Source organism: Bradyrhizobium sp. ISRA430, assembly GCF_029909975.1.
Lineage (GTDB): Bacteria > Pseudomonadota > Alphaproteobacteria > Rhizobiales > Xanthobacteraceae > Bradyrhizobium.
On sequence record NZ_CP094516.1, the window covers coordinates 6,605,326 to 6,629,654 of the forward strand.

Consider the following 24,329-nt stretch of genomic DNA (forward strand, 5'->3'; position numbering starts at 1 on the left):
GACACAGGGCTTAACTGATCAAGCCAGTGCGCATGGGGACGGTCGGATGAGGGGCTTGGCGTTCGGCGTGATCGTCGCGTGCCTTGGGTTGGTGCCGGCTGCCGCTGAGGAGAGTGCGGCGGAAGTCATTCGATCCTTTGGATTGATCGGGACGTGGTCGGTCGATTGCAAACGGGATCCAAATCAGGTTTGCACGAACAACGGTTGCGGCGCGCGACTGACCTACGTTGTACCCTTCTCCGGACCGCCGACGATCAGAAACGTCATCGGCACGTTTTCACCAGGGCAGGTCAGGACATTCGTCAGCACGATCTATTCCGCAACTCGGGTCGCGGACGACAAGATCAAGATCGTGTCGGTTCAAGACCCTCCACCTAGCACGACGCTGGTGTGGTGGCGGCAACCTGGCGAGGTCTGGGAGATCGTCCTGCTCAAGGTCGGCGACAAATATCGCACATTTTCCGCACATCGCGAGGATCGGAAGAAGATTGACGTCGAAGAGGGTTTTGAGGTCCGGCCGCCACCGCCACCTCCACCCGCCAAGGCCTACGATGTGCTGCTGACGCAATGGGTGCGCACGCAGCGGCAAATGCCGCTATTCGAGAAGTGCAGCGACCAATGAGGGATGAGACGCGGTGGCGATTTGGCCTAACGTCATCGTCGTCTCTGGAGGCTCTTACCCTTCCAGCGCGATGGCGTGGATGTGCCGGCCGTAATCCGGCTCCTTGCGATGCACTGAGCGGCGGTAGCTGAAGAAGCGTTCGTCGGCATAGGTGTCGAGACCGAGATCGTCGATCATCAAGATGCCGGCGGCCTCCAGTCGCATCCGGATGAAGCCGGCGAGATCGAACATCGCATGGCCGTCGCGCACCGAGGGGATGAAGAACATCGCGTTGTCTGCATCCGCCTCGATGAAGCGCGCGACGAACTCGTTGCCGACTTCATAGCTCTCCTGGCGGATCAGCGGGCCGACCGCGGCGATGATGCTGCTGCGCGCAGCGCCGAGCTTCTCCATCGCCGCTATCGTCTGTTCCAGCACGCCGGTCAGCGCGCCTTTCCAGCCGGCATGCGCGCCGCCGATGACGCGCGCATGGGGATCGACGAACAGCACGGGCCCGCAATCGGCGGTGGAGACACCGAGCGCGATGCCGGGCGTCCTGGTGACGAGCGCATCGCCCTTGGGTCGCGGCCCGCTCGGCCACGCGCTTTCGGCGACGAGGACGTCGGGCGAATGGATCTGGTGCAGGCTGAGAAAGCGCTCCGGCGCGACGCCGACATGCTCGGCCATGCGGCGGCGATTCTCCGCGACGTGGGCCGGATCGTCGTTGGAGCCGAGCCCGCCGTTGAGCGCGGCATAGATGCCGCCGGAGACGCCGCCCTCGCGGGTGAAGAAGGCGTGGCGCAGGCCAGGCACTGCCGACAGCAGCGACGAAGCAATGGTCATGAGGCCCCTCCAGCCTGTTCGAGATCGCTAAGCCCCGCAATTCCGGTCAGCCGCGGCTCGGAGATGCCGAGCACCTTGAACATCGAGCCCATGCCGCCGCGTCCGGTGTCGGTCAGACGCTTCAGCGCCACCGAAATGTCGCTGGCGATGTCCGGCGTCGCCTTCTGCATCAAGGCGGCCGCGCGGGTTTCGATGCCGATGCGCTTGAGGAAATCGCCCTGCGTCACCGGGCCGTGTACGCGGGCGCCGACGTCCTCGGCCGCGCGCGCCAGCGCCTGGAAGTCGACATGGGCGGTGACGTCGGCCCGGCCCGGCGCTTTCAAGGGATCGGCGAAGGAGTGGCGTGCGATCGCCTGGAACGTGTCGCCGGCGTCGCTGCGCAAGTGGCCGTAGTCGATGATCAGCGCCGCGCCGTCCTGCTCGCGCACCCGCCTCGCGAGCTTCATGACCTCGGTGTCGGGGCGCCATTCGAACACGGCGCCGACGGGCGCGGCGCGCACCAAGCCCGGCAGCAGCACGTCGAAGCGCGGCGTCGGGTCGGCCGCCGCGCCGAACTGAAGCCTGCCGTTGTCGTCGATCTCGATCACGCGCTCATGCCAGCCGTTCTCGTGCCGGACCATCTGGTGGATCGGCAGCACGTCGAAATATTCGTTGGCGAGGATGATGCTCGGGCCTTCGGGCACGTCGTCGATGGTCTCGTGCCAGGTGATGTTGCGCATGCCAGAGAGCGTCGCCCTCTGCCGTTCGCGCAGCACCGGGTTGACTTCGACCATGTGGATATGAAGCGCCTGGAAGAGCGGCGGCAGCACGCGAAGCGCGCGCAGCGCATCCGCCATCATGGTGCCGCGGCCCGGGCCGAGCTCGATCAGCCGCAGCATCTGCGGCGAGCCCATCTGCCTCCACACCGACGCGCTCCACAGGCCGAGTAGCTCGCCGAACATCTGGCTGACTTCGGGCGCGGTGGTGAAGTCGCCCTCGCGGCCGAGCGGATCGCGCGAGACGTAATAGCCGTAGCGCGGATGCATCAGGCACAGTTCCATGTAGCGCCAGACCGGCATCGGGCCCGACGATTTGATCAGTGCCTTGATCTCGTTCAACAGCGGCGAGTCGGTCACGGCCTGCCTTCTCGAAAGGAACTAACGAACGGCCTCTGCCGGCCTCGGCGCCCCGCGCCGCACAGCCCATACAATAAGTATGCCGCCGACAATAAGCATCGGGATCGACAGCAGCATGCCCATGGTTAATCCGCCCCACAGGAAGCCGAGCTGGACGTCCGGCTCGCGGAAATGCTCACCGGCGATCCGGGTCAGGCCATAGATCAGGATGAAACTGCCGAGGATCATGCCCGGTCGTTTCAGCGCGCCGAGGCGGATCATGACCGCGAGCACGGTGAACAGCAGGATACCCTCCATTCCAGCCTCATAGAGCTGACTCGGATGGCGCGGCAAATGCGTGGGATCGTTGGGGAAGATCATAGCCCAGGGCAGGTCCGGGTCGGTGGCGCGGCCCCACAATTCGCCATTGATGAAATTGGCGATGCGGCCGAGCAGCAGCCCGACCGGGGCGACCGCGGTGGTGATGTCGCCAAGCGACAGGATCGAGATGCCGTTGCGATAGGCAAACCACATCACCGCGACGACGCAGCCGAGGAAGCCGCCATGGAAGGACATGCCGCCCTCCCACAACCGGAAGATCGCGGCGGGATGCTCGATGAAGAAGGGCAGGTTGTAGAACAGCACGTAGCCGGTGCGGCCGCCCAGGATGATGCCGAGCGTGACCCACAGGATGAAGTCATCGATCTGCACCAGCGAGATCGGCGCTGGCCCGCTCCACAGTTTCTCGTTCTTCAGCAGCGAGCGCGCATAGAGCCAGCCAAATACGATGCCGCAGATATAGGCCAGAGCATACCAGCGGATGGCGAACGGTCCGATCGCGATTGCGATCGGATCGAAGGACGGGAAGTCGATGAGCAGGAGGGGCATCGCGCCTTCTGTATCTAGACGAGATTGCGGCGATAGAGTGCGAGCAGCCGCTCCCAGTGCCGCTCGGCCGCGTCGCGGTCATAGACCGGACGCTTGGGGAAGGCGAAGCCGTGATGGGTGCCAGGATAGATCTCGACCTCGGCCTTCGCACCGCTCATACCCTGCTTCACCTTCTCGATGATCTCGGCCGGCGCATAGATGTCGGTCTCGGCGCAGGCGAAATAGAGTTCGGCCTTGGTCTTGCCGGCGGCGAGATGCGGGCTGTCGTCCTGGTCCGTCGCAAGCTGCGTGCCGTAGATCGAGGCGGCCGCTTTCACGCGATCGGGAAAATGCGTGGCGGCGTTGACCGCGTAGCGGCCGCTCATGCAATAGCCGACGGTGCCGACGATCTTCGTGTTCGCGGCGGCCTGGCCCTCCGCATAGGCGAGCAGGGCTTTGCTGTCCTCCATGATCATGGGAATGCTGAGCGAGCTCATGAGCTGGAACATGCGCTTGCGTTCCGGCGCATTCGGGTCGGCCGGTAGCGCTCCGAGCTCCATTACGCCGGAGCGGTAGTAGAGATTCGGCAGCATCACGTAATAGCCCGATGTCGCGAGCCGGCGCGCCATGTCGCGCAGCTCCTCGCGGATCGCCGGCGCATCCATGTAGAACAGGATGACCGGAAACGGCCCGCCGCGTTCGGGATGGGAGATGAAGGTTGCGGTGTGGCCGTCCTTGGTGGGAATTGCGATCTGCTGGTCGATCATCTCTTGCGCCTTGTGATTCTTCTTATGCAGGGACGTTGAATACGATTGCAAGGAAACCAGGGCATGACAAGGATACCTCCGGGCCGGGCAAAGGCCCTTGAACCGTCCTGTCCGGATTGCCATTGTTCCTTGAGCTGTTCGCGCAAAGTTTATCGGAGGCCGCCATGACCCAGACCACCAATCGGTTTTTCGACGAGATCGGCCGTCTGATGAACGACGCCGCCGGTGCCGCCCAGGGCGTCAAGCGCGAGTTCGATACCGTGATGCGCAGCCAGGCCGAAAAATTCCTGCGCGACATGGATCTGGTCAAGCGCGAGGAGTTCGAGGCGGTCAAGGACATGGCGCGCCTCGCCCGCGAGGAGAACGAGGCGCTGAAGGCACGGATTGCGGCGCTGGAGGCCAAGCTGGGCGGAACATCGACGGCTTGAGGGGCTCATCAATTGCCCGTACCCGGATCCAGCGCAGCGCAATCCGGGAGCCGCGTTCCACCCGGATTTCGCTGCGCTCCATCCGGCCTACCCGGTACTGGTCGGCGGCCCATTCTCCTTGTCATTTCCGCATCTTCCGGGTAAAAGCCCGCCACGTCCGCGGCCCCCGCACCCCTGGAGGCTTGCTGTGGACAGCACCATGGGCCGCCTTGCGGCCCATTAACTTTTGCAAAAACAAGGACTTAACGTTATGGCGACCGTCAAGGAATTGAAGGCGACTGCACGTCCGAAGAGCGGCAAGGGGGCCGCCCGGGCTGAGCGTCGCGCCGGGAGAGTGCCCGGAGTGATCTATGGCAACAACCAGCCCCCGCTCCCGATCTCGGTTGACCATCGCGAACTGCGCCAGCGCATCCTCGCCGGCCGGTTCCTGACCACGCTGGTCGACATCGACCTCGACGGCAAGAAGCACCGCGTGATTCCGCGCGACTTCCACCTCGATCCGGTCAAGGACTTCCCGATCCATGTCGACTTCATGCGGCTTGGCGAAGGCGCCACCATCCGCATCAGCGTGCCGCTGCATGTGGTGAAGGCGGAAGGCTCGCCCGGCGTGAAGCGCGGCGGCACGGTCAACATCGTTGCCCACGCAGTCGAGCTCGAATGCGGTGTCGAGAACATCCCGCAGTTCATCGAGGTCGATGTCGGCTCGCTCGAGATCGGTCACTCGCTCCATTTGTCGGACGTCAAGCTGCCGAAGGGCGTGAGGGCGCTGACCCGCGAGGACGCGACCCTCGTCACCATCGTGCCGCCGTCCGGCTATGCCGAAGAGCAGAAGGCGGCGGCTGCGGCTGCGGCCGGTGCTGCGGCTCCGGGTGCTGCGGCGGCTGCTCCGGCGGCTGGCGCGGCTGCGCCGGCTCCGGGTGCTGCGGCTCCGGCGGCGGCTGCCAAGGCTCCCGCCGGCGGCGACAAGAAGAAGTAATCTCTCAAAGCCGGCGCGCGGTCCTGATCGCGCGCCGAGCGAGGGGCGCGCCGCGTCATGCGACTCTTTGTTGGGCTCGGCAATCCCGGCGCACGATACGCACGCAACCGGCACAATATCGGCTTCATGGCCGTCGACGAGATCGCGCGGCGTCATGGTTTCTCGCCATGGCGCCGTCGCTTTCAGGGCGAGACCTCGGAAGGCGTACTCGGACCTGAGCGCGTCATCCTGCTCAAGCCCACGACCTACATGAACGAGTCGGGCCGCAGCGTTCAGGAGGCGGCAAGCTTCTTCAAGATCGCACCTGGCGACGTCACCGTGTTCCAGGACGAGCTCGAACTGCCGCCGGGCAAGGTGCGGGTCAAGATCGGCGGCGGCATCGCCGGCCACAACGGTCTGCGCTCGATCTCTGCCCATATCGGCAATGAGTACCGCCGGGTGCGGCTCGGCATCGGTCATCCCGGCGTCAAGGAACTGGTGCACGGCCACGTGCTGTCGGACTTCTCGAAGGCCGACGGCGAATGGGTGGCGACGCTCTGCGATGCGGTTGCCGAGCACGCCGCGCTCCTTGCCAAGGGCACGGACGCGACGTTCGCGAACAAGGTGCATCTCGCCATGCAGGCGAAGGGGTTTTTGACCAAGGACGACAACGGCAAAGAGTAGGGTGGGTTAGTCGATCGCGTTCGCCGAAGCTTCAACAAGCGAAGGCGGAAGGCGTAACCCACCATGCCACGGCGGGAAAAGTGGTGGGTTACGCTACGCTAACCCACCCTACGATTGCACTGCGCTAGAGGACACGATGGGATTCAAATGCGGAATTGTCGGGTTGCCCAACGTCGGCAAGTCGACCTTGTTCAACGCGCTGACCGAGACGGCTGCAGCGCAAGCTGCGAACTATCCGTTCTGCACGATCGAGCCGAATGTCGGTGAGGTCGCCGTGCCCGATCCGCGGCTGGAGAAGCTGTCGGCGGCCGCGAAGTCGGCCCAGATCATCCCGACCCGGCTGACCTTCGTCGACATCGCCGGTCTCGTGCGCGGCGCCTCCAAGGGCGAAGGCCTCGGCAACCAGTTTCTCGCCAACATCCGCGAGGTCGATGCGATCGCCCATGTCGTGCGCTGCTTTGAAGACTCCGACATCACCCATGTCGAGGGCAAGATCGCGCCGCTCGCCGACATCGAGACCATCGAGACCGAGCTGATGCTCGCCGATCTCGACAGCCTCGAGAAGCGCGTCGACAACCTCACCAAGAAGGCCAAGGGCAACGACAAGGAAGCCAAGGAGCAGCTCGACCTCGTCAACCGCACGCTGGTGCTGCTGCGCGACGGCAAGCCGGCGCGCCTCGTCGAACGCAAGGCGGAGGAGGAGCGCGCCTTCTCGATGCTCGGCCTGTTGTCGTCGAAGCCCGTGCTTTACGTCTGCAATGTCGAGGAAGGCTCCGCCGCCACCGGCAACGCTTTTTCCAAAGCGGTCGAAGAGCAGGCTGCCAAGGAGGGGGCGGTCGCCGTCGTCATCTCCGCCAAGATCGAATCCGAGATCGCGACGCTCTCACGTGAGGAGCGCGTCGATTTCCTTCAGACCCTCGGCCTCGAAGAGGCCGGCCTCGACCGCCTGATCCGCGCCGGCTACAAGCTGCTCGACCTCATCACCTACTTCACCGTGGGGCCGAAGGAGACACGCGCCTGGACCATCCATCGCGGCACCAAGGCGCCGGCGGCGGCCGGCGTGATCCACACCGATTTCGAAAAGGGCTTTATCCGCGCCGAGACCATCGCCTATGACGACTATGTCGCGCTTGGCGGTGAAGCCGGCGCCCGCGATGCCGGCAAGCTGCGCCTCGAAGGCAAGGACTATACCGTCGCCGACGGCGATGTGATGCATTTCCGGTTTAATACGTGAGTTCTTGCGGGATTCGTAGGGTGGGTTAGCGAAGCGTAACCCACCACTTCTCCCGCGGCGATGAAAGCGGTGGGTTACGCCTTCGGCTAACCCACCCTACGGCGCCGGTGCCTGCCTCACTTCATCCCGCCGCCCTGGTCGCGGATCGCGCCGAGATGCTCGTTGATGCGGAAGACGATCAGGATCAGCTCGGCGGCGATGCGCGAGAACACGATGCCGACGACGACGCTTGCGATCGACGACAGCAGCACCAGGAAACCGCCGAACGGGCTGATCGCCATCGTAGCGAGACCGGAGAAGACGCCGGAGAGGCCGAACAGGCAGATCAGCGCGATCACCAGCCAGTAGAAGGTCTTGATGATCGTCGGCGTGATGAAGCGGTCCCATTGAAACAGATCGCTGAATGAAAACATTACTCCCCCCAGGGCAAATCGGGCCTCGGCCCTTGGTTGATCCGACTCAAAACCAAACGACTCGGACCCAGGCCGCCGCGTCGAATGTAGCACGAGCCATGCGGGCCGGCGGGTTGAGATTGCCGCAAAGTGCGGCCACAATCTGTCAATTCCGCAAAGCTTTCCCAAGATGACCCTGACCTTCGAAGACTTCCCGCCCGGCCGGTTCGGCACGTTCGGCCCGCGCCATGTCACCCGCGACGAGATTCTGGCCTTTGCCGCCGAGTTCGATCCGCAGCCCATGCACCTGGACGAGGAGGCGGCAGCTAGAAGCATGCTGTGCGGCCTGTCCGGCTCGGGCTGGCACCTCTGCTCGCTGATGATGCGGATGATGGCCGATGGCTTCATCACCCGCGCCGCCTCGCTCGGCTCGCCCGGCGTCGACGAGGTGCGCTGGCTCTCGCCATTGCGGCCCGGCGATGACCTCACGCTCGACGTCGACGTCGTGGAAGCGCGCACCTCGAAGAGCCGGCCCGCACTCGGCATCGTCAAGTTCAAATGCGTCGCGCGCAACGCCAAGGGCGAGGTGCTGTGCGAGATGACCTCGCCGATCCTGATCAAGCGGCGCGAGGGGGCGGTCTGATGTGGTTCTTCGAAGAGATCGAGATCGGCCAGCGCCGCGAGATCGGCGCCTATACGTTCACGGCCGAATCCATCAAGACGTTCGCCGCGAAGTTCGACCCGCAGCGCTTCCATCTCGACGAGGAGGAGGGCAAGAACTCGCTGTTCGGCGGGCTCGCAGCATCCGGCTGGCACGTCGGCTCCGCCTGCATGAGCCTGCTCGTCGCGGACGGCCAGCGGCTGGCGAAACAGGCGGCCGCGCGCGGCGAGGAGGTCGCTGTGTGGGGGCCGTCGCCGGGATTCCGCGATCTGCGCTGGATCAAGCCGGTGCTGGCCGGCGACACCGTCAGCTACGTCAGCGTCATCATCGACAAGCGCGCATCTGGCTCGCGTCCCGGCTGGGGTATCCTGACGGCCCGCACCACTGGCACCAACCAGCGCGGCGAAGAGGTCTACTCCATCACCGCCACTGCGTTCGTGCCGATGCGCGAGAAGGGCGGTTAGACCAGTTCCAATCTCAACGGCGGAAATGAATGGCGGAGTGTTGCTCGCGCGCTATGGACGCGATTCAGGCCGGCTGCCATAAGCCTTTTCGAAACGGCGCCGCCCGCGAAGCATCCGGCGGAACCACCAGTTGCTAACCAATTATGAACCTGTCGCAGCCTATTTGAACGAATAGGCAGAGGACAGGGGACGAGAACAATGGCAGACCGCGGCGCACTTAAGCTGGTCGGATTTATCTTCGCTACCGCGACGCTGGCAGTGATGCTGGTCGCCGGCATGGTGGTGAAGGGCTATGCCGACGGTGGCTACACTCTCGAAGCCTCGACCGTCGAAGCGAGCGACTAAGACTTCGTTAACGCTGTCGAGCCGGATTCCCCGGCATCGCCGCTCAGCGGCTGTAGACGAACGCCAGCACCGCAATCGCGATGGCCAATAGTCCGACGAAGCGCAGCATGATCGTGCCGAACTGGGTCGGCGCGGGCCGCAGCGGAATCGGGTCCGTGTTGTCGGGCCGAATGCTTTCCATGTGTCTTGTCCCCTGGCCCGGCCGCAAAGGCTGCGGGCGCTTGGCATTGGTCGTCGGGGCGTTGGGGAAAGTTCAAAGCGGGCGGGGGCCGGTCTGACTGCGTGGCCGGTGCCGCAATCTCCGCCGTCATGCCCCGGCTTGACCGGGGCATCCAGTACGCCGCGGCTTCTCGGCTCCAGCCTCGTTGTCTCTGGAATACTGGATCATCCGCCTGCGCGGGTGATGACACCGACTGTGGGGCGCCAGCGTGCCCCACGCATCCCCCCAAAATCAAAACCGCCGCGCCCGTTGCGGGAGCGCGGCGGTCCATGACGTGTGAAGCGTGATCAGCTATTGCGCAGACCGTCGGCGGCGCGCTTCCATTGGGAAACGTTGTCGGCGATCATGCGGGTCGACTTCATCGCGGCCTGGCTGAGCTGGGCGTAGCCGGAGATCTCGCGCTGGACGCGCTGGCCTTCGGCGTGGAGCAGGTCACGCAGGCTCTCGAGCTCGGAGATCAGGTTCTCGATCTCGGCGAGCGAGGTGCCGGCGACGCGCTGGATCAGCGAGTTGACGTTGTTGACGGTGGCCTCCGCGTTGGGATCGAGCGCAGGCTCGCTGCCGGATGCCGGCCGGCGCAGATAGGCAATATCGTTGCGCACGAAATCGCGGATGCCGGCCTCGACCTCCGTCACGGCGGCAAGGTTGGTGTCGACCGTCTCGGTCTCGGTGGATTCAATCTTTTCCGGGCGAGTGGCGTTCATCGTTGTTCCCCTGTTCGCGTTGAGCGCAGCGCGAGTCTCCCCCGCACGACGACGTCTGTGAGGCGACCTCCATCAAGGCGTCCGATTTTGACAGCAACTAGGCCAAGATGCGGCAAGGGCGGACCATTCGGGGGCTTTGCCGTGGCGTAAGGTTACGAATGTCTGAAGGCTTGCCGCCGGCGGGGAGGGGCGAAGAGGACTCACCAGCTCGTCTTGAAGCCCGCGGTGAGGCTCTTGTTGATCGCACCTTGCGAGGTCTCGCCGACGGAGCCGGAGACGGTGACGTTGTCGAACAGCTTCTGCTCGGCGCCGAACTTGCGCAGCCATTTGTCGTCGGTGGTCGACAGCGTCTGGCCGGCGGTGATGCTGGTGCCGGTGTCGGTGATCGTGACCTTGGCGGACTGGTCGGTCTCGTAATTGCGGATGGTGTGCCCGCCGATGCCGGGGAGCGCCGTCGTGCCCTGCTGGTTCACGCTGTAGCCGTTCTGAAGCGTTAGCGAATAGTCGCTCGAGAGCGGCACCGACTTGGTCAGGGAGGCACCGAGCCGGCTCTGCTCGGCGCCGGGATCGACCCGGGCTTCCACCGCGGTCTTGTCCCAGATCGAACCCGCGCCCGGCGCGGTCGCTTTCGCCCAGGCGCTGCCGGAGGATTGCGGCAGGCTGCCGCCATTGGCGGCCTTTTCCGCCAAAAGCTCGGACATCGTGGTCGGCTCGCTCGCCACCGTCATATCGGCGCCGATCCGCGTGTCCCAGAACGAAAACACCGACCGCTTCACGGTGACGGCGGAGGAGCCGTTCGCGTTGGGGTTCGACGACCAGTCCAACCCGTCCTTGGCTGCCGCCTGCGCGCGCTTCTTCGCGGCGATGATATCGTTGAGCGTGCCGGCGTCGACTGCGAGCTGGCTCCAGTCGAGCTTGTCGACGTCGATCCCCTTGAGCACGTCGGTGTCGTTGACATCAGGCGTCGCCGCAGCCTCCGCCTCGTCGTCAGGCGCAGCGGCGGCCTGTGGAATGATCTGGGCCGAGGCCGTCAGCACCGAGCCGAAAATCAACGCGGCCGCCAGCACTGGCAGCCTCCAGCCAAAACCTGTCGAGAATTCCATCGTCCTGCCCGCGAGCCCCGGCGCATGCTTTCAGAACCAATATAGAGCGGCATTCCGCGAAGACCATGCGCCATTCGGTCCGTGTCGAACATGCGGTTATATCATTGCGAAATTGTGGCGGCAGTTATTGAGGCCGCGAACCAACGGGCCGCGCGGCAGGCGCGCGCCCGATGACGAACTCTGCGCGACGGCATCCGGCGGGGCTGGAGGCCAGGACATCGCGAGCGTCGCCATCGGTCCCGAAAGCGGGGCCCGTTGGCGTCCCCCTCACCCCACGCTGGTCATCTTGGGCAGATGAATGGCGCGGCCAAGTGCCTGCTCCACGAGGTCGAAGGTGTCGATCAGCACGCGCATGTTGACGAGGCGGCCCGCTTTGAACTGGGCGAACTGCGCCACCCGCAGCGAGAGCGGCTTGTCGGAATCGAGTGCGGTCAGCGAATAGCGCAGCATCGAGGCGGCGGAATCGATGCCCAGCATGATGCTTTCGCGATCGAAGCGGCGGACATGGAAGTTGTCGGCGAGCTGGCGGATGACGTCGAGCACCGCCTGCTTGCCGTGGCGCGCGCCGAAGAACGGAAACATGTCGATCGGGCCATAGAGTGCCCAGTCGACGTCCTCGTCGATCAAGGCCTCGATGTCAGCGAAATGCCGGTCGTTGATCGCGCGATGCAACGCGCGCGAGAAACGCCAGAGGCTGTGCTCTGTCATTTTGGGCAGTCCTGAAGCTGGCTTGCAAAAAAATGGAAAACAGCCCCATGCAGTGCCGCCGGGCCCGTCAACTCATTGGTGCGCGAACAAATACGGGATTTCGGCCAAAACGCAATTCACGTTTTTGCAATGCACAATTGTGCGTAGTTTGTGAGATTTGCAATAGAACCCCGTATTTTGCCGGTCGCCACCGCGCGTCGGCCCGGGCGCGGGCGCCACGCATTCCGTGTCGTCCTGGCGAAAGCCAATACAACGTCAGCAAATTACTCCACCCTCGCGCCCACGATCAGCGGTCCGATGTCGCGCTCCAGCACCTGCTGCACCAAATCGTAGGAATCGATGATCTCGCGGATCTCTGCCACCAGCCCGCCCCGGAAGGTGTAGAACACGGCCATGTCGAACTGCACGATGCGCTCGTTGCTGCGCTTCTTGAAATAGGTGTGCATGTAGGTCGCGACCTCCTCGCCCTCGGTGACGATGTGCGGCGTCTTGTAGCGAATTTCGGAATAGCGCGACCAGATCGTCTGCCAGAGCTCGCGCAGCTCCTCCTTGCCGTGCCGCGGCACCATGTGCGGCAGCACGTCGATCGGCGCGTGGGTGAGGAAGTCGACATCCTCGGTGCAGCACGACAGCGCCGCGTCGAGATCGCCGCGCGCAAAACTGTCGAGCAGATGGAGCACGCGCTGTCTGTTCAACGATTCAACCGTCATGCTACGTCCGCCTTCGTCGGCCGTCGATCGCAAACGCTATCGCGCAGTCCGTGCGCCCATCAATCCGCAAAACCACAGGGGATGATTGCAGATTGTATGACGCACAAACGCAATGCCAGGTTCATGGGGTGCAGCGATGGGTTGCGCATGCGGCTGCGCGCACGCATTCGGCCCGGCGGCCGTCGCCGCACGCACATTGCCCGGCGCGTCCCGCCGGTGACGGCGAGCCGCTCTCCTCACGCAGCGAGCAATCTACCTCTTCTTCCACCCACCCCGTCGCCCCGGCGCACCGCCCGTCGACTTGGGCGCCGGTCCGAACTCCGGCCCCGACTGCCGCGAGTCGGTCGGCTGGATGATGCGGCTGCTTCCGCCGAACGGCTTTGACGGCCGGGCGCGGCTTGCCCGATAGGGCAACGACTCCGGGCCGTGCATTTCGTCGAGATGCGGCTTGTGCACCTTCGAGCCGCTGCCGCCGCCGCTGGCCTTGAGCGCGGAGCCCACGGTCCTTTTCTTCATGGCGCTGACAGGAAGGTTGGCAGCGTCGCCGTATTTCCTTGTACCGGCATAGGCGCCGGCCTTGCTCTGGACCGCGCGCTGCTTGGCGGTGGGGTCGTCGACCACGGCGAGCTCGGTCGCACGCAGGCGCTTGACCTCGTCGCGCAGGCGCGCGGCTTCCTCGAAGTTCAGATCGGCGGCGGCCTCGCGCATCCTCGTTTCGAGATCGGCGAGCACGGCCTCGAAATTGTGGCCGATCGAGATGACGTCGTCGGTCATGTCGTGGCCGCCGACCTCCACCAGCACGTGGTCGCGCTCGTAGACGGAGTTGAGGATGTCGCCGATCTGCTTCTTCACGCTCTCCGGCGTGATGCCGTTGGCGTTGTTGTACTCGACCTGCTTCTCGCGGCGGCGATTGGTCTCGGCGATCGCGCGCTCCATCGAGCCGGTCATGCTGTCGGCATAGAGGATCACCTTGCCGTCGACGTTGCGCGCGGCGCGGCCGATGGTCTGGATCAGCGAGGTCTCGCTGCGCAGAAAGCCTTCCTTGTCGGCGTCGAGGATGGCGACCAGTGCGCATTCGGGAATGTCGAGGCCTTCGCGCAACAGGTTGATGCCGACCAGCGCGTCGAACGCGCCGAGGCGCAGGTCGCGAATGATCTCGATGCGTTCGATGGTGTCGATGTCCGAGTGCATGTAGCGCACGCGAATGCCCTGCTCGTGCAGATATTCGGTGAGGTCCTCCGCCATGCGTTTTGTCAAAACCGTGATCAGCGAACGGTAGCCCGCCGCAGCGGTCGCGCGGACCTCACCGACGAGGTCATCGACCTGCGTGCGCGCGGGACGGATGTCCACGGGAGGATCAATGAGTCCGGTCGGACGGATCACCTGCTCGACGAAAACGCCGCCGCTCTCGTTCAGCTCCCAGCCGCTCGGCGTTGCGGACACCGCGATGGTCTGCGGCCGCATCATGTCCCATTCCTCGAAGCGCAAGGGACGGTTGTCCATGCAGGAGGGCAGGCGGAAACCGTATTCGGCGAGCGTCGCCTTGCGGCGGAAGTCGCCGCGGAACATGGCGCCGATCTGCGGGATGGTGACGTGGCTCTCGTCGGCGAAGATCAGCGCGTTGTCGGGCACGTATTCGAACAATGTCGGCGGCGGCTCGCCGGGGCGGCGGCCGGTCAGGTAGCGCGAATAGTTCTCGATGCCGGCGCAGCTTCCCGTCGCCTCCATCATCTCGAGGTCGAACATCGTACGCTGCTCCAGCCGCTGCGCCTCCAAAAGGCGCCCCTGATCGTGGAGCTGGTCGAGCCGCTGCTTCAATTCGAACTTGATCGACTTGATTGCCTGCACCAGCGTCGGGCGCGGCGTCACATAGTGCGAGTTGGCGTAGATCTTGATAAATTCGAGCTCGTCCTGCTTGTGGCCGGTGAGCGGATCGAACTCCTCGATGTTCTCGACGGTGTCGCCGAACAGGTTCACGCGCCAGGCGCGGTCCTCATAGTGCGCCGGGAAGATGTCGATGATGTCGCCGCGCACCCGGAACGTGCCGCGGGTGAAATCGGCCTGCGTGCGTTTGTATTGCAAGGCGACGAGGTCGGCGATGAGCTGGCGCTGGTCGATGCGCTCGCCCTTCTTCAGCGCGAAGGTCATCGCGGTATAGGTCTCGACCGAGCCGATACCGTAGATGCAGGACACCGAGGCGACGATGATGACGTCGTCGCGTTCGAGCAGCGCGCGCGTCGCCGAGTGGCGCATGCGGTCGATCTGCTCGTTGATGGACGAGTCCTTCTCGATATAGGTGTCGGTGCGCGGCACGTAGGCTTCGGGCTGGTAGTAGTCGTAATACGAGACGAAGTACTCGACCGCATTGTCGGGGAAGAAGTTCTTGAACTCGCCATAGAGCTGGGCGGCGAGCGTCTTGTTCGGCGCCAGGATCAGGGCAGGGCGCTGCGTCGCCTCGATCACCTTGGCCATGGTGTAGGTCTTGCCCGAGCCGGTGACGCCGAGCAGAACCTGCGAACGGTCGTTACGCTCAATGCCTTCGACGAGCTCGGCGATCGCGGTGGGCTGGTCGCCCTTGGGCTGGTACTCCGACTTGATCTCGAAGCGCACGCCGCCTTCGGACTTCTCCGGGCGCGGCGGCCGGTGCGGCGTCCACACTTTCATGGAGCCGTCGTCCTTGCGGAACTCGGGGCGGCCCTCTCGGATCAGCGTCTCCAGCGCGTCCGCGGTCGCCTTCACGCCGAGCGCTTCGGTCCTCGAACGTGGCGGCCGCGCCAGCGCCTCGGCATCGTCCTCTTCGGTCGGCAGTCCGAGCTGCTTTGCCAGTTCCGGGTCGAGGAACGGCACCGTCGCGCTCGTGCCGTAATTGGCTTGCGGCGCCTCTTCCAAACCACCAGTCTCTCCGCTCCCTCCCCCCTTGCGGGGGAGGGCCGGGGAGGGGGGTGAGCCGCGAGTCGGCTGACGAGAGTCCTGCGGAAAATCCTTCGGCGTCGAGGCCCGCGCGCGATGCGCAGCGGCCTCGCCGCCGGCGCGGCGGTCACGCGAATTGTCCGGCGGTGGCTGCAGGCCGGTGCCCGATCCAAGCCCGGCATCGCCGCGATTGATGGCGGGATTGAGCAGCTCGGCCAGCGCCGGCGCGATCGGCTGCACGTCAGGCCGTGACGCGCGAGAATTTGGCGCCTTCGAGTTGGGCGTCTTGGTTTTGGGGGATTTGCCGGATTTTTCGGAGGGTGCAGGTTTCTTCGCCATGCTCCGAATATGGGACGAGTTCGCCCGGCAGAAAAGGGCGAATGCCCTGTCCGGCTCGGCCTGCTGACAGCAGGTTGGCAGCAGGCGCGGGCGTCACGCCGCCGGCAGCGGCCCGTCGTCGTCCTCGCGCACACTGCGCGGTTGGAGGATGTCGAGATGGATCCCGCCGCAACTAGTGCAACGCATGGTCCAGTATTCGCATCCGGCGCGGCCGCCGATCACGCGGAGCACCGCGAGATCCTCGTCGCACTCAGGACATTTCGCCAGCACGGACCGCGCGTAGGATCGTGCCAGCGGCTGTGTCTCTTCGATTTCGATGTACGACATCCCCGGTTCCTCGTTTCCCGCCGCGTTGTCGCTGCGGTCCTTCGCCATCCCGCTTGCTTACTCGTCGTCGTTCTCGGCGCGGCGGCGGAAGCGGTCGATGTGGTGCTTGGCATCGGCGATCGCAGCGTCGGGATCGGGCCAGGCGAAGCCGACTTCCATGGCCGGAAACAGCACGCCGTCGATGGCAACAGGGCTGAAGTCGGCGCGCCGGATCCGGGCGTGCCACAGTCCCTTGCCTGCCTCGAAGGATTCGATGTCAAAGCCGTCGTAAAGGGTCGTCATAGTGGTCCCCCACGTTTCTTGTTGGGAAATTAGGGGACCACGTTTCCAGATTTGCGTATGTGAAACGGTTCACAAGCCGCCGGCTTTTTCGCCCAAGATTCGCCCAAGAGCAGATTGACCCCTTCAGTTCCGTGCGGCGGCGCGGCCGATCCGCCTGGCCGGACGCGCCGCGGGCTCGGCCGCGGCACGCATGATCCAGCGCCGGAACGCGGCAAAGTCGCGCTGTTCGGTCTGGAAGCTGCGATACACCAGGTACCAGCGCATGCCCTTGGGCACCGAGATGTCGAACGGCGCCACCAGCCGGCCGGCGGCGAGATCGTCGTCGATATAGGGCCGGATGCCCATGGCGATGCCGAGCCCGTCGGCAGCGGCCTGCAGCGACTGGCCGTAGAACTCGAATTCAGGGCCGCGTGCGTTGATCCGGGTGAGGCTGGCCGCCTTCAGCCAGATCGGCCAGTCCTCTGGCGAATGCGCGACGCGGATCAGGCTCGGGCCTTTCAGGTCGGCCGGCCGTCTCAGGCTGGCGGCGAGGCGCGGCACGCAGACCGGTGTGAGGTCGCCGGCGAACAGCGGCTCGGCGACGAGGCCGGGCCAGTCGCCGGTGCCGAGCTTGATGCCGCAGCTCCAGTCCTCTCCGAACGGCACCGCCGCACCGCCGGTGGTGAAGCGCACCTCGATGTCGGGCTCTTCGTTGCGAAACTCCGACAGCCGCGGGATCAGCCAGCGCATCGCAAAGGTGTGTCCGACGCCGATGGTGAGCACGCGGACGCTCGAGGACGCCGTCACCTGGGCGGTGAGGCTTGCGAGCGCGTCGAAGATCGGCGTCAGCCCGCTCTGATAGGCGCGTCCTGCCTGCGTCAGCACGAGGCGGTTGGCCTTGCGCTCGAATAGCGCGACGCCGAGGCGCTTTTCCAGAAGATGCACCATGCGGCTGACGGCGGCGGCCGACACGTTCAGCTCGACGCCGGCGGAGGCAAAGCTGCCGGTCCGCGCCGCCGCCTCGAACGCCTTGATGCCGTTGAGAAAGAGCAGCCGCCGCAAATGCCGTACCCTCAGGAAAGCTGATGCCAGGCCAAGATAACTCAGTTTGCGCGAGGGGAACAAGCGAGGCACAACTTGCAGCGTAAATTTGTGCTGATCTGTTGAAGCGAGGATGGCGGCCTTCGCCTCTCCCCGCCTGCGGGGAGAGGCCGACGCGCAAGGCGCGCCGGGTGAGGGGGAGCTTCCGCGAGTCCAACTGTCACCGTGATCGCGGACGCAGCCCCTCACCCCAACCCTCTCCCCGTAAGAACAGGGAGAGGGAGAATGGACAGCCTGCGTCCCTCACTTGCCACAGGAGACCTTCGTGACGCCCATCATGATCGCTGCCCTCGGATTGCTGATGGTCGGCACCGCATTCCTGTCGGGGCTGTTCGGCATGGCGGGCGGGCTGATTCTGATCGGCGTGCTACTGGCCTTGATGTCGCTGCCGACCGCGATGGTGCTGCATGCGATCACCCAGATGGCGTCGAACGGCTGGCGCGCCTTGCTGTGGCGTGCGCATATCCGGTGGCGGCCGGTGTTCGTCTATCTGATCGGCTGCGCGCTGGCCCTGGCGCTATGGTCGATCACGCGCTACGTGCCGGACAAGCCGGTCGCGCTCCTGATGCTTGGCGTCACGCCGTTCATGGCGCGGATGATGCCCGCGGGCATCAAGCCGAATCCGGACAGCATCTGGCAGGGCGCCTTCTACGGCTCGGTCTGCATGGGTCTGATGCTGATGACCGGCGTTTCGGGTCCGCTGATGGACACGTTCTTCCTCGGCGGCAAGTTCGGCCGGCGCGAGATCGTGGCGACGAAAGCGACCTGCCAGGTCGCGAGCCATTTCACCAAGCTGCTCTATTTCGGCGGCATCGTCGACCAGGCCGCCTCGCTCGATCCGGTGCTGGCTGCGGTTGCGATCGCCGCCTCGATGCTCGGCACTAGCCTCGCCCGCCGCCTGCTCGAGGCGATGAGCGACCAGCAATACCGTGTCTGGGCGACGCGTCTGATCACCACCATCGCCTGCTATTACATCGCCTATGGAGGCTGGCTGCTGGTCCGCACACCGGTGCTGGCGGCCTTCGACAAGGGAGGACTGCAATGAGCGAGATGGCCGATCCGCTGGTGCTTGATTTCGTCGAGTGGATCGCGCGCGAGCCGCGCGCCTACGCCGAGGTGGTCTCGACCTGGAAAACATCCTGCCCGCGCCTCACCATCTGGGAAGACGCCGCTGATCGCGGCTACGTCGCACGCGAGACCGTTGCCGGCGTCGGGTTGATCATCGCGGTGACCGAAGACGGCGAAAGCTTTTTGCGCGCGAACGGGCGGTGACATCCTCGCCTCTCCCCGTCAGAACGGACAGGGGAGAAGAAAGCGCGCTCCTGCAATCACGCGGCCGTCATTGCCGGAACCATTGACACAGGCCGGGCTTGGCGCGAAGTTCATGCAATCGCATCTATTTGCGATCGCTTTTCCTTCCAGCCCGGGACATCCAGCCATGATCGACCTGCACTACTGGACCACGCCGAACGGCCACAAGATAACGATGTTCCTCGAAGAGACCGGGCTGAAGTACAAGATCATTCCGGTCAACATCGGCAAGGGCGAGCAGTTCAAGCCGGAGTTCTTGGCGGTAGCGCCCAACAACCGCATTCCCGCGATCGTCGACCACGCGCCGAAAGGCGGGACCAAGCCGCTGTCGGTCTTCGAATCCGGCGCCATCCTGCTTTATCTGGCCGAGAAGACCGAAAAATTCCTGCCGGCCGATCTCTATGGCCGCTATGACGTGATCCAATGGACGTTCTGGCAGATGGGCGGCCTCGGCCCGATGGCGGGCCAGAACCACCATTTCCGCAACTACGCGCAGGACAAGATTCCGTATGCGATCGACCGCTACGTCAATGAGACCAACCGTCTCTATGGTGTGCTCAACAAGCGCCTCGCCGATCGCGAATTCATCGCCGGCGAATATTCGATCGCCGACATGGCGTCCTATCCCTGGGTGGTCGGTTATGCGAACCAGGGCCAGAACATCGACGACTTCCCGCATCTGAAGCGCTGGCTCGAAACCATCCGCGCACGCCCCGCCACCGAGCGCGCCTATGCGCTCGCGAAAGACGTCAATCCGAACTTCGGCAAGCCGGCCATCCGCACCGAAGAGGAGCGCAAGATCCTGTTCGGGCAGACGGCGTCGGTGGTGCGGTAGGATTTCCGTCGTCATCATCCGCGAAGGCGGATGATTCAGTAATCACAAGCGGCAGTGGGTCATTCGACCGCCGCGGCGTACTGGATGCCCGCCTGCCGCCTTCGCTAAAGCTTCGGCGGCCCAGGAGCGTAAGCCCCGGCGAAGCCTTGGCGTAGCCGGGTCGCGAGGACATGACGACGGAAATTGGTGTACGCACTTCTCTCCACATCGTCATTGCGAGCGCCGGCGAAGCAATCCAGAATGTTTCCGCGGCGATAGTCCGGATTGCTTCGCTTCGCTCGCAATGACGGAGACTGTGGAGCCTGCCATGTCACTCAAACTGTACGAACTCGTCGGCACCGACGCCAGCCGCCCCTTCAGCCCGTATTGCTGGCGCACGCGCATGGCACTCGCGCACAAAGGCCTCTCTGCGGAATCGCTGCCCTGGCGTTTCACCGAGAAGAGCGCGATCGCGCCGCATGGCTCGGAAAAGGTTCCGGTGCTGCTGCATCACGACAAGCCGGTGGTCGATTCCTGGACGATCGCGAACTATCTCGAAGAGACCTTTCCGGATCGTCCGTCGCTGTTCGGCGGTGAGGGCGGCCGCGCCATGGCGCGGATGCTCAACGCGTGGGGCGACATCGCGATCGTCGGCGGCATCTTCCCGCTGATCATCGCCGACATCCCGAACAATCTCGCCAAGGCCGATGCCGCCTATTTCCGCGAGTCGCGCGAAGCGCGCTTCGGCGGCAAGGCGCTGGAAGACATCATGGCAAGCCGCGACACCGGTGTGGTTGCCTTCCGCAAGTCGCTGGAAGTGCTGCGCCAGACGTTCAAGACGCAAGCCTATCTCGGCGGCAGCGCGCCGAACTATGCCGACTACATCGTGTTCGGAGGCTTCCAATGGGCGCGCGTCGTCAGCCCGTTCAAGCTGCTCGAGGCGGATGATCCCGTGTATGCGTGGCGCGAAAAACTGCTGGACGCGTTCGACGGCATGGCGCGCAAGTCGCCGGGGCATGCGGTTTGAATGTAGGCTCTCTCCCTAACGTCGTCCGGGCGAAAGCCAGGGCCCATACCGCGTGATCTATCGAGCGCGAATGGTCGTAGTACCGAACCACGAGCCTTCGCCAAACCTCTCCCTGGGGTAATCGCGACGAGCGCAAAAGCGCTCGCGCGGGGCTCCTGGCTTTCGCCAGGACGACACCGGAGGCCTGGCGGCTGCTAGCGTCTAATTTAGCGCGCAACGATCGCAAGCTATTTCGTCCCCTCCGCCGCCAGCTTCCGCAAACACTCCCTGCACAAACAATCCTCAGCCTCGACCGGCATCGGCAGGCGCGCCGTCTCTTCGACGCACCAGCAGGTGCCCGAGAGGTCGCAGCCGAATTCGGTGCCGCAACGGGAACAGGCGAGGCGGCGAGCCGGCGAATCCTGCAGGGTCAATTCTTTCGGATTTGTCATGATCTACGCCGAAGCTTCGCCGTCATTTTCATGTCGGGTTCATCCCCCACCGCGATATATTAAACGTCGCGCATACGCCCGGAAAGCGTTGGGCGAGGCGCAGAGGACAAATCGATGGCCCGCGATTCGCATGCCGCCCTTGTTGCGCTCAACCGGTTCGGCTTTGGCGCGCGGGGCGGGGCCTCCGGCGATCTCATCAACGCGGCTTCCGATCCGCGCGGTTTCGTGAAGGCGGAACTCAGCCGGCCCAACGGTGTGCTGCTAGAGGCGCCAGGCCTGCAATCGACGCCGCAGCTCGGGCAGGCCGTGTTCGCCTATCAGGACCAGGTCAGGCAGGCGCGCGAGGCCGCAAAGACGGCTGCGCCCGCCGAAGCGCCGCCTCCGCAGGCGCCGGCCGATCCGAAGTCCGATACCAAACTGCGCCGCAACCCGTCGCTCAACGCCGTGATGACCGAGATCGCCGGCCAGATGGCCAAGACGAAGCCGGCGGACAATGCGGCCAAGCCTGATACCATGCAGCCCGATGCGGCCGCGCCGACGCCCACAAAGCCCGCGCCGCAGCCGCTCAACGTCATCCAGAAGACCTTCCGCGCCGAAGCGCTGGCGCGGTTGCAGCGCGCGACGCTGGCCGACTGCGGCTTTACCGAGCGGCTGGTCGTGTTCTGGTCCAACCATTTCTGCATCTCCGCCAGCAAGGGCGAATTGGCGCGGATGTGGGCCGGCGCGTTCGAGCGCGAGGCGATCCGCCCGCATGTGCTCGGGCGTTTCGCCGACATGCTGAAGGCGGTCGAGCAGCACCCGGCGATGCTGTTCTTTCTCGACAACCAGCAATCGCTCGGTCCGGACTCGCGCGCGGGCCAAAATCGCAAGCGCGGGCTGAACGAGAACCTCGCGCGCGAGATCATGGAGCTGCATACGCTCGGCGTCGGCGGCGGCTATACCCAGGAGGACGTCACCTCGCTCGCGCGCATCATCACGGGTTGGACCTTTGCCGGCCGGCAGGGGCAGCTAGGGGTGCCCGGCTCGTTCGTGTTCAATAGCAATGCGCACCAGCCGGGGCCGCAGGTGCTGCTCGGCAAGACCTATCAGCCGACCGGCCTCGCGCAGGGCGAGGCCGCGCTCGCCGACATCGCGCGGCATCCCTCGACGGCAAACTTCATCGCCACCAAATTCGTTCGTCATTTCGTCGCCGATGACCCGCCGCCCGCTCTGGTCGCGCGATTGCGCGACGTCTTCGTCAGGACCGACGGCGATCTGAAGGCGCTTGCGACCGTGCTGGTTGATTCGGACGAGGCCTGGAAGGCGCCGCTGACCAAGATGCGCTCGCCTTACGATTTCCTGGTCGCGAGCGGCAGGCTGCTCGCGCGTGTGCCGGAAGACCCCGGTCCATATCTCAACAGTCTCAATCTGCTCGGCCAGCCGCTATGGTCGCCGGCGGGGCCCAATGGTTTCCCGGACACCAGTGCCGCCTGGGCCGCGCCCGAAGGCATCAAGCTCCGGCTCGATATCGCCTCGCAGATGGGTGCGCGGCTCGGCAACAACATCGACCCGCTCGACCTTCTGGAATTCGCGGCGGCCGATGCGGCCTCCATCGAGACGCGGCGGACCATCGAGCGCGCGGAATCGCGCCAGCAGGCCTTGGCGCTGCTGTTGATGTCGCCGGAAATGCAGAGGAGATGATGTGATGGATTGCACCGAGAACCGGCTCCTCACCTCGCGTCGCGGCCTCTTGCTCGGCGGCGCCTGCTTCGCGGCGTGGGCTTACTTGCCGAAATTTGCGCGCGCGGCGGACGGGCGCGATCCCCGGCTGGTCGTGGTGATCCTGCGCGGCGCGCTGGATGGGCTCTCAACCGTCGCGCCGATCGGCGATCCCGACTATGCGGGCCTGCACGGCTCGATCGCGCTCGCGGCGGATGGCGCACACCCCGCGATCATGCTCGACACCTTCTTTGCGCTGCATCCGGCGATGCCGGAATTCGCACGCATGTATCGCGACAAGCGTGCCGCGGTGATCCACGCCGTCGCGACGCCCTATCGTGACCGATCGCATTTCGATGGCCAGGACGTGCTCGAAAGCGGCTACGCGGGTCCCGGCCGCGTGCAGTCCGGCTGGCTCAACCGTGCGCTCGAGGCGCTGCCGCGTGGCGAGCGCGTGTCCAGCGGGCTTGCGGTCGGCCCCACCACGCCGCTGGTGCTGCGCGGCGCTGCTCCGACCGTTGGCTGGGCGCCGGTTGCGCTGCCGCAGGCCGATGACGACACCGCAATGCGGCTCGTCGATCTCTACCGCCATCGCGATCCCGCGCTGGCGTCGGCACTGTCGCAAGGTCTCCAGCTCGAAAAGGCCGCGAGCGGCGACGACATGAAGCGCAAGCCCGGCAATGTGGTCGCGCAGATGCGGCAAGTGGCGCGCGGCGCCGCCAAGCTGATGGCCGCCGCCGACGGCCCGCGCATCGCGGCGCTTGCCTTCGACGGCTGGGACACGCACGCCAATGAAGGCGGCCCGGTCGGTCGCCTGGCGTTCCTGCTCGGCGGGCTCGACGGCGCGCTCGGCGAATTCGAAAGCGGCCTCGGCGAGCGCTGGCGCGACACCGTCATCGTGGTCGCAACCGAGTTCGGCCGCACCGCGCGCATCAACGGCACCGACGGCACCGACCACGGCACGGCTACCGTCGCGCTGCTCGCCGGCGGCGCCGTGAAGGGTGGCCGGGTGATCTCCGACTGGCCTGGCCTCAAGCTCGCCAACCTCTACGAAGGCCGCGACCTCAAGCCCACCACCGATTTGCGTTCGGTGATCAAGGGCGTGCTGCAAGACCAGTTCGGCCTGTCCGATCGCGTGCTGGCCGAGACGGTGTTTCCCGACAGCGCCGCGGCGCGGCCGATGAAGGGGTTGATCATCTAACCAACACTGTCATTCCGGGGCGCGCGTCAGCGCGAACCCGGAATCCATTCATCCGCGGAGCGATGGCTTCCGGGCCTGCGCCTTGCGGCGCATCCCGGAATGACGAAATATTTGACCGAACATCAGGAG

General features: G+C 65.0%; 29 protein-coding genes. 14 read left to right on the top strand and 15 right to left on the bottom strand.

The features are described from left to right. The first annotated feature begins 46 nt into the window (after nt 1–46). Nucleotides 47–622: a hypothetical protein gene (locus tag MTX21_RS31345; RefSeq protein WP_280968461.1), complete on the top strand. Its 576-nt coding sequence runs from the start codon at nt 47–49 to the stop codon at nt 620–622. A gap of 54 nt (nt 623–676) precedes the next feature. On the opposite strand, the gene pgeF is transcribed toward MTX21_RS31345, so the two are convergent. Genes pgeF through MTX21_RS31365 form a run of 4 tightly spaced genes read right to left on the bottom strand, consistent with a single transcriptional unit; the run spans nt 677 to nt 4,172 of the window. Beyond that, a complete protein-coding gene (gene pgeF / locus MTX21_RS31350) occupies nt 677–1,444 on the bottom strand; it encodes a peptidoglycan editing factor PgeF (protein ID WP_280968462.1) in 768 nt (255 codons plus the stop codon). Next, nucleotides 1,441–2,559: an SAM-dependent methyltransferase gene (locus MTX21_RS31355; protein ID WP_280968463.1), complete on the bottom strand. Its 1,119-nt coding sequence runs from the start codon at nt 2,557–2,559 to the stop codon at nt 1,441–1,443. Before MTX21_RS31355 ends, pgeF begins: the two co-directional genes overlap by 4 nt. Before the next feature lie 21 nt (nt 2,560–2,580). Further along, nucleotides 2,581–3,426, bottom strand: coding sequence for a prolipoprotein diacylglyceryl transferase (lgt, locus tag MTX21_RS31360; RefSeq protein WP_280968464.1), 846 nt, complete (start codon nt 3,424–3,426; stop codon nt 2,581–2,583). Between the two features lie 14 nt (nt 3,427–3,440). Next, the gene (locus MTX21_RS31365; protein WP_280968465.1) at nt 3,441–4,172 is read right to left on the bottom strand and encodes a dienelactone hydrolase family protein; all 732 of its coding nucleotides are present in this window, start codon (nt 4,170–4,172) and stop codon (nt 3,441–3,443) included. Between the two features lie 164 nt (nt 4,173–4,336). Between MTX21_RS31365 and MTX21_RS31370 the strand changes: the two genes are divergently transcribed. From MTX21_RS31370 to ychF, 4 genes are all read left to right on the top strand, one after another. Beyond that, nucleotides 4,337–4,600, top strand: coding sequence for an accessory factor UbiK family protein (locus MTX21_RS31370; RefSeq protein ID WP_280968466.1), 264 nt, complete (start codon nt 4,337–4,339; stop codon nt 4,598–4,600). Nucleotides 4,601–4,850: 250 nt separating this feature from the next. Next, complete coding sequence (locus tag MTX21_RS31375) at nt 4,851–5,576, top strand: 50S ribosomal protein L25/general stress protein Ctc (RefSeq protein WP_280968467.1); 726 nt, start codon at nt 4,851–4,853, stop codon at nt 5,574–5,576. 57 nt (nt 5,577–5,633) lie between these two features. Next, the gene (gene pth / locus MTX21_RS31380; protein WP_280968468.1) at nt 5,634–6,239 is read left to right on the top strand and encodes an aminoacyl-tRNA hydrolase; all 606 of its coding nucleotides are present in this window, start codon (nt 5,634–5,636) and stop codon (nt 6,237–6,239) included. Nucleotides 6,240–6,375: 136 nt separating this feature from the next. Next, the gene (gene ychF / locus MTX21_RS31385) at nt 6,376–7,473 is read left to right on the top strand and encodes a redox-regulated ATPase YchF (protein ID WP_280968469.1); all 1,098 of its coding nucleotides are present in this window, start codon (nt 6,376–6,378) and stop codon (nt 7,471–7,473) included. Between the two features lie 116 nt (nt 7,474–7,589). Here ychF and MTX21_RS31390 read toward each other — a convergent pair whose 3' ends face one another. Then, entirely contained in the window at nt 7,590–7,886 is a 297-nt protein-coding gene (locus tag MTX21_RS31390) for a DUF4282 domain-containing protein (RefSeq protein WP_280968470.1), read from the bottom strand. Nucleotides 7,887–8,055: 169 nt separating this feature from the next. Between MTX21_RS31390 and MTX21_RS31395 the strand changes: the two genes are divergently transcribed. The 3 genes from MTX21_RS31395 to MTX21_RS31405 all read left to right on the top strand — a co-directional run bounded on the left by MTX21_RS31395 (nt 8,056) and on the right by MTX21_RS31405 (nt 9,335). Beyond that, entirely contained in the window at nt 8,056–8,508 is a 453-nt protein-coding gene (locus MTX21_RS31395) for a MaoC family dehydratase (RefSeq protein ID WP_280968471.1), read from the top strand. Beyond that, on the top strand, nt 8,508–8,990 hold the full coding sequence (locus MTX21_RS31400; protein WP_280968472.1) for a MaoC family dehydratase: 483 nt from the start codon (nt 8,508–8,510) through the stop codon (nt 8,988–8,990). The genes MTX21_RS31395 and MTX21_RS31400 overlap by 1 nt, the downstream gene beginning before the upstream one ends. A gap of 198 nt (nt 8,991–9,188) precedes the next feature. After that, the gene (locus MTX21_RS31405; RefSeq protein WP_280968473.1) at nt 9,189–9,335 is read left to right on the top strand and encodes a hypothetical protein; all 147 of its coding nucleotides are present in this window, start codon (nt 9,189–9,191) and stop codon (nt 9,333–9,335) included. Between the two features lie 43 nt (nt 9,336–9,378). Here MTX21_RS31405 and MTX21_RS31410 read toward each other — a convergent pair whose 3' ends face one another. The 9 genes from MTX21_RS31410 to MTX21_RS31450 form a co-directional block, all read right to left on the bottom strand. Next, nucleotides 9,379–9,516, bottom strand: a complete 138-nt coding sequence (locus tag MTX21_RS31410; protein ID WP_280968474.1) for a hypothetical protein — start codon at nt 9,514–9,516, stop codon at nt 9,379–9,381. Nucleotides 9,517–9,842: 326 nt separating this feature from the next. Further along, nucleotides 9,843–10,259: a hypothetical protein gene (locus tag MTX21_RS31415; protein ID WP_280968475.1), complete on the bottom strand. Its 417-nt coding sequence runs from the start codon at nt 10,257–10,259 to the stop codon at nt 9,843–9,845. Nucleotides 10,260–10,459: 200 nt separating this feature from the next. Continuing rightward, nucleotides 10,460–11,362, bottom strand: a complete 903-nt coding sequence (locus MTX21_RS31420; protein WP_280968476.1) for a hypothetical protein — start codon at nt 11,360–11,362, stop codon at nt 10,460–10,462. A 267-nt stretch (nt 11,363–11,629) separates the two neighbouring features. Next, nucleotides 11,630–12,070 carry a nuclear transport factor 2 family protein gene (locus MTX21_RS31425; RefSeq protein ID WP_280968477.1) on the bottom strand — a complete coding sequence of 147 codons (441 nt, stop codon included), beginning with the start codon at nt 12,068–12,070 and terminating at the stop codon, nt 11,630–11,632. A 263-nt stretch (nt 12,071–12,333) separates the two neighbouring features. Beyond that, a complete protein-coding gene (locus MTX21_RS31430) occupies nt 12,334–12,780 on the bottom strand; it encodes a nuclear transport factor 2 family protein (protein WP_280968478.1) in 447 nt (148 codons plus the stop codon). Nucleotides 12,781–13,032: 252 nt separating this feature from the next. Then, a complete protein-coding gene (gene uvrB, locus MTX21_RS31435; RefSeq protein WP_280968479.1) occupies nt 13,033–16,029 on the bottom strand; it encodes an excinuclease ABC subunit UvrB in 2,997 nt (998 codons plus the stop codon). 93 nt (nt 16,030–16,122) lie between these two features. Beyond that, complete coding sequence (locus MTX21_RS31440; protein ID WP_280970845.1) at nt 16,123–16,356, bottom strand: hypothetical protein; 234 nt, start codon at nt 16,354–16,356, stop codon at nt 16,123–16,125. A gap of 57 nt (nt 16,357–16,413) precedes the next feature. Next, complete coding sequence (locus MTX21_RS31445; RefSeq protein WP_280968480.1) at nt 16,414–16,638, bottom strand: hypothetical protein; 225 nt, start codon at nt 16,636–16,638, stop codon at nt 16,414–16,416. Between the two features lie 123 nt (nt 16,639–16,761). Beyond that, the gene (locus MTX21_RS31450) at nt 16,762–17,679 is read right to left on the bottom strand and encodes a LysR substrate-binding domain-containing protein (RefSeq protein WP_280968481.1); all 918 of its coding nucleotides are present in this window, start codon (nt 17,677–17,679) and stop codon (nt 16,762–16,764) included. Between the two features lie 304 nt (nt 17,680–17,983). On the opposite strand from MTX21_RS31450, the gene MTX21_RS31455 reads away from it, so the two are divergent. The 4 genes from MTX21_RS31455 to MTX21_RS31470 all read left to right on the top strand — a co-directional run bounded on the left by MTX21_RS31455 (nt 17,984) and on the right by MTX21_RS31470 (nt 20,870). Then, nucleotides 17,984–18,763 (top strand): sulfite exporter TauE/SafE family protein, encoded by a 780-nt coding sequence (locus tag MTX21_RS31455; protein WP_280968482.1) that lies wholly within the window; start codon nt 17,984–17,986, stop codon nt 18,761–18,763. Further along, nucleotides 18,760–18,990, top strand: coding sequence for a hypothetical protein (locus MTX21_RS31460; protein ID WP_280968483.1), 231 nt, complete (start codon nt 18,760–18,762; stop codon nt 18,988–18,990). The genes MTX21_RS31455 and MTX21_RS31460 overlap by 4 nt, the downstream gene beginning before the upstream one ends. A gap of 166 nt (nt 18,991–19,156) precedes the next feature. After that, complete coding sequence (locus MTX21_RS31465; RefSeq protein ID WP_280968484.1) at nt 19,157–19,864, top strand: glutathione binding-like protein; 708 nt, start codon at nt 19,157–19,159, stop codon at nt 19,862–19,864. A gap of 307 nt (nt 19,865–20,171) precedes the next feature. Further along, nucleotides 20,172–20,870, top strand: a complete 699-nt coding sequence (locus tag MTX21_RS31470) for a glutathione S-transferase family protein (RefSeq protein ID WP_280968485.1) — start codon at nt 20,172–20,174, stop codon at nt 20,868–20,870. Between the two features lie 227 nt (nt 20,871–21,097). On the opposite strand, the gene MTX21_RS31475 is transcribed toward MTX21_RS31470, so the two are convergent. After that, complete coding sequence (locus MTX21_RS31475) at nt 21,098–21,301, bottom strand: cysteine-rich CWC family protein (RefSeq protein ID WP_280968486.1); 204 nt, start codon at nt 21,299–21,301, stop codon at nt 21,098–21,100. Between the two features lie 114 nt (nt 21,302–21,415). Here MTX21_RS31475 and MTX21_RS31480 point away from each other — a divergent pair, with 114 nt between their 5' ends. Beyond that, a complete protein-coding gene (locus MTX21_RS31480; RefSeq protein ID WP_280968487.1) occupies nt 21,416–22,981 on the top strand; it encodes a DUF1800 family protein in 1,566 nt (521 codons plus the stop codon). A 4-nt stretch (nt 22,982–22,985) separates the two neighbouring features. After that, the gene (locus MTX21_RS31485; protein ID WP_280968488.1) at nt 22,986–24,200 is read left to right on the top strand and encodes a DUF1501 domain-containing protein; all 1,215 of its coding nucleotides are present in this window, start codon (nt 22,986–22,988) and stop codon (nt 24,198–24,200) included. The last annotated feature ends 129 nt before the right edge of the window (nt 24,201–24,329 follow it).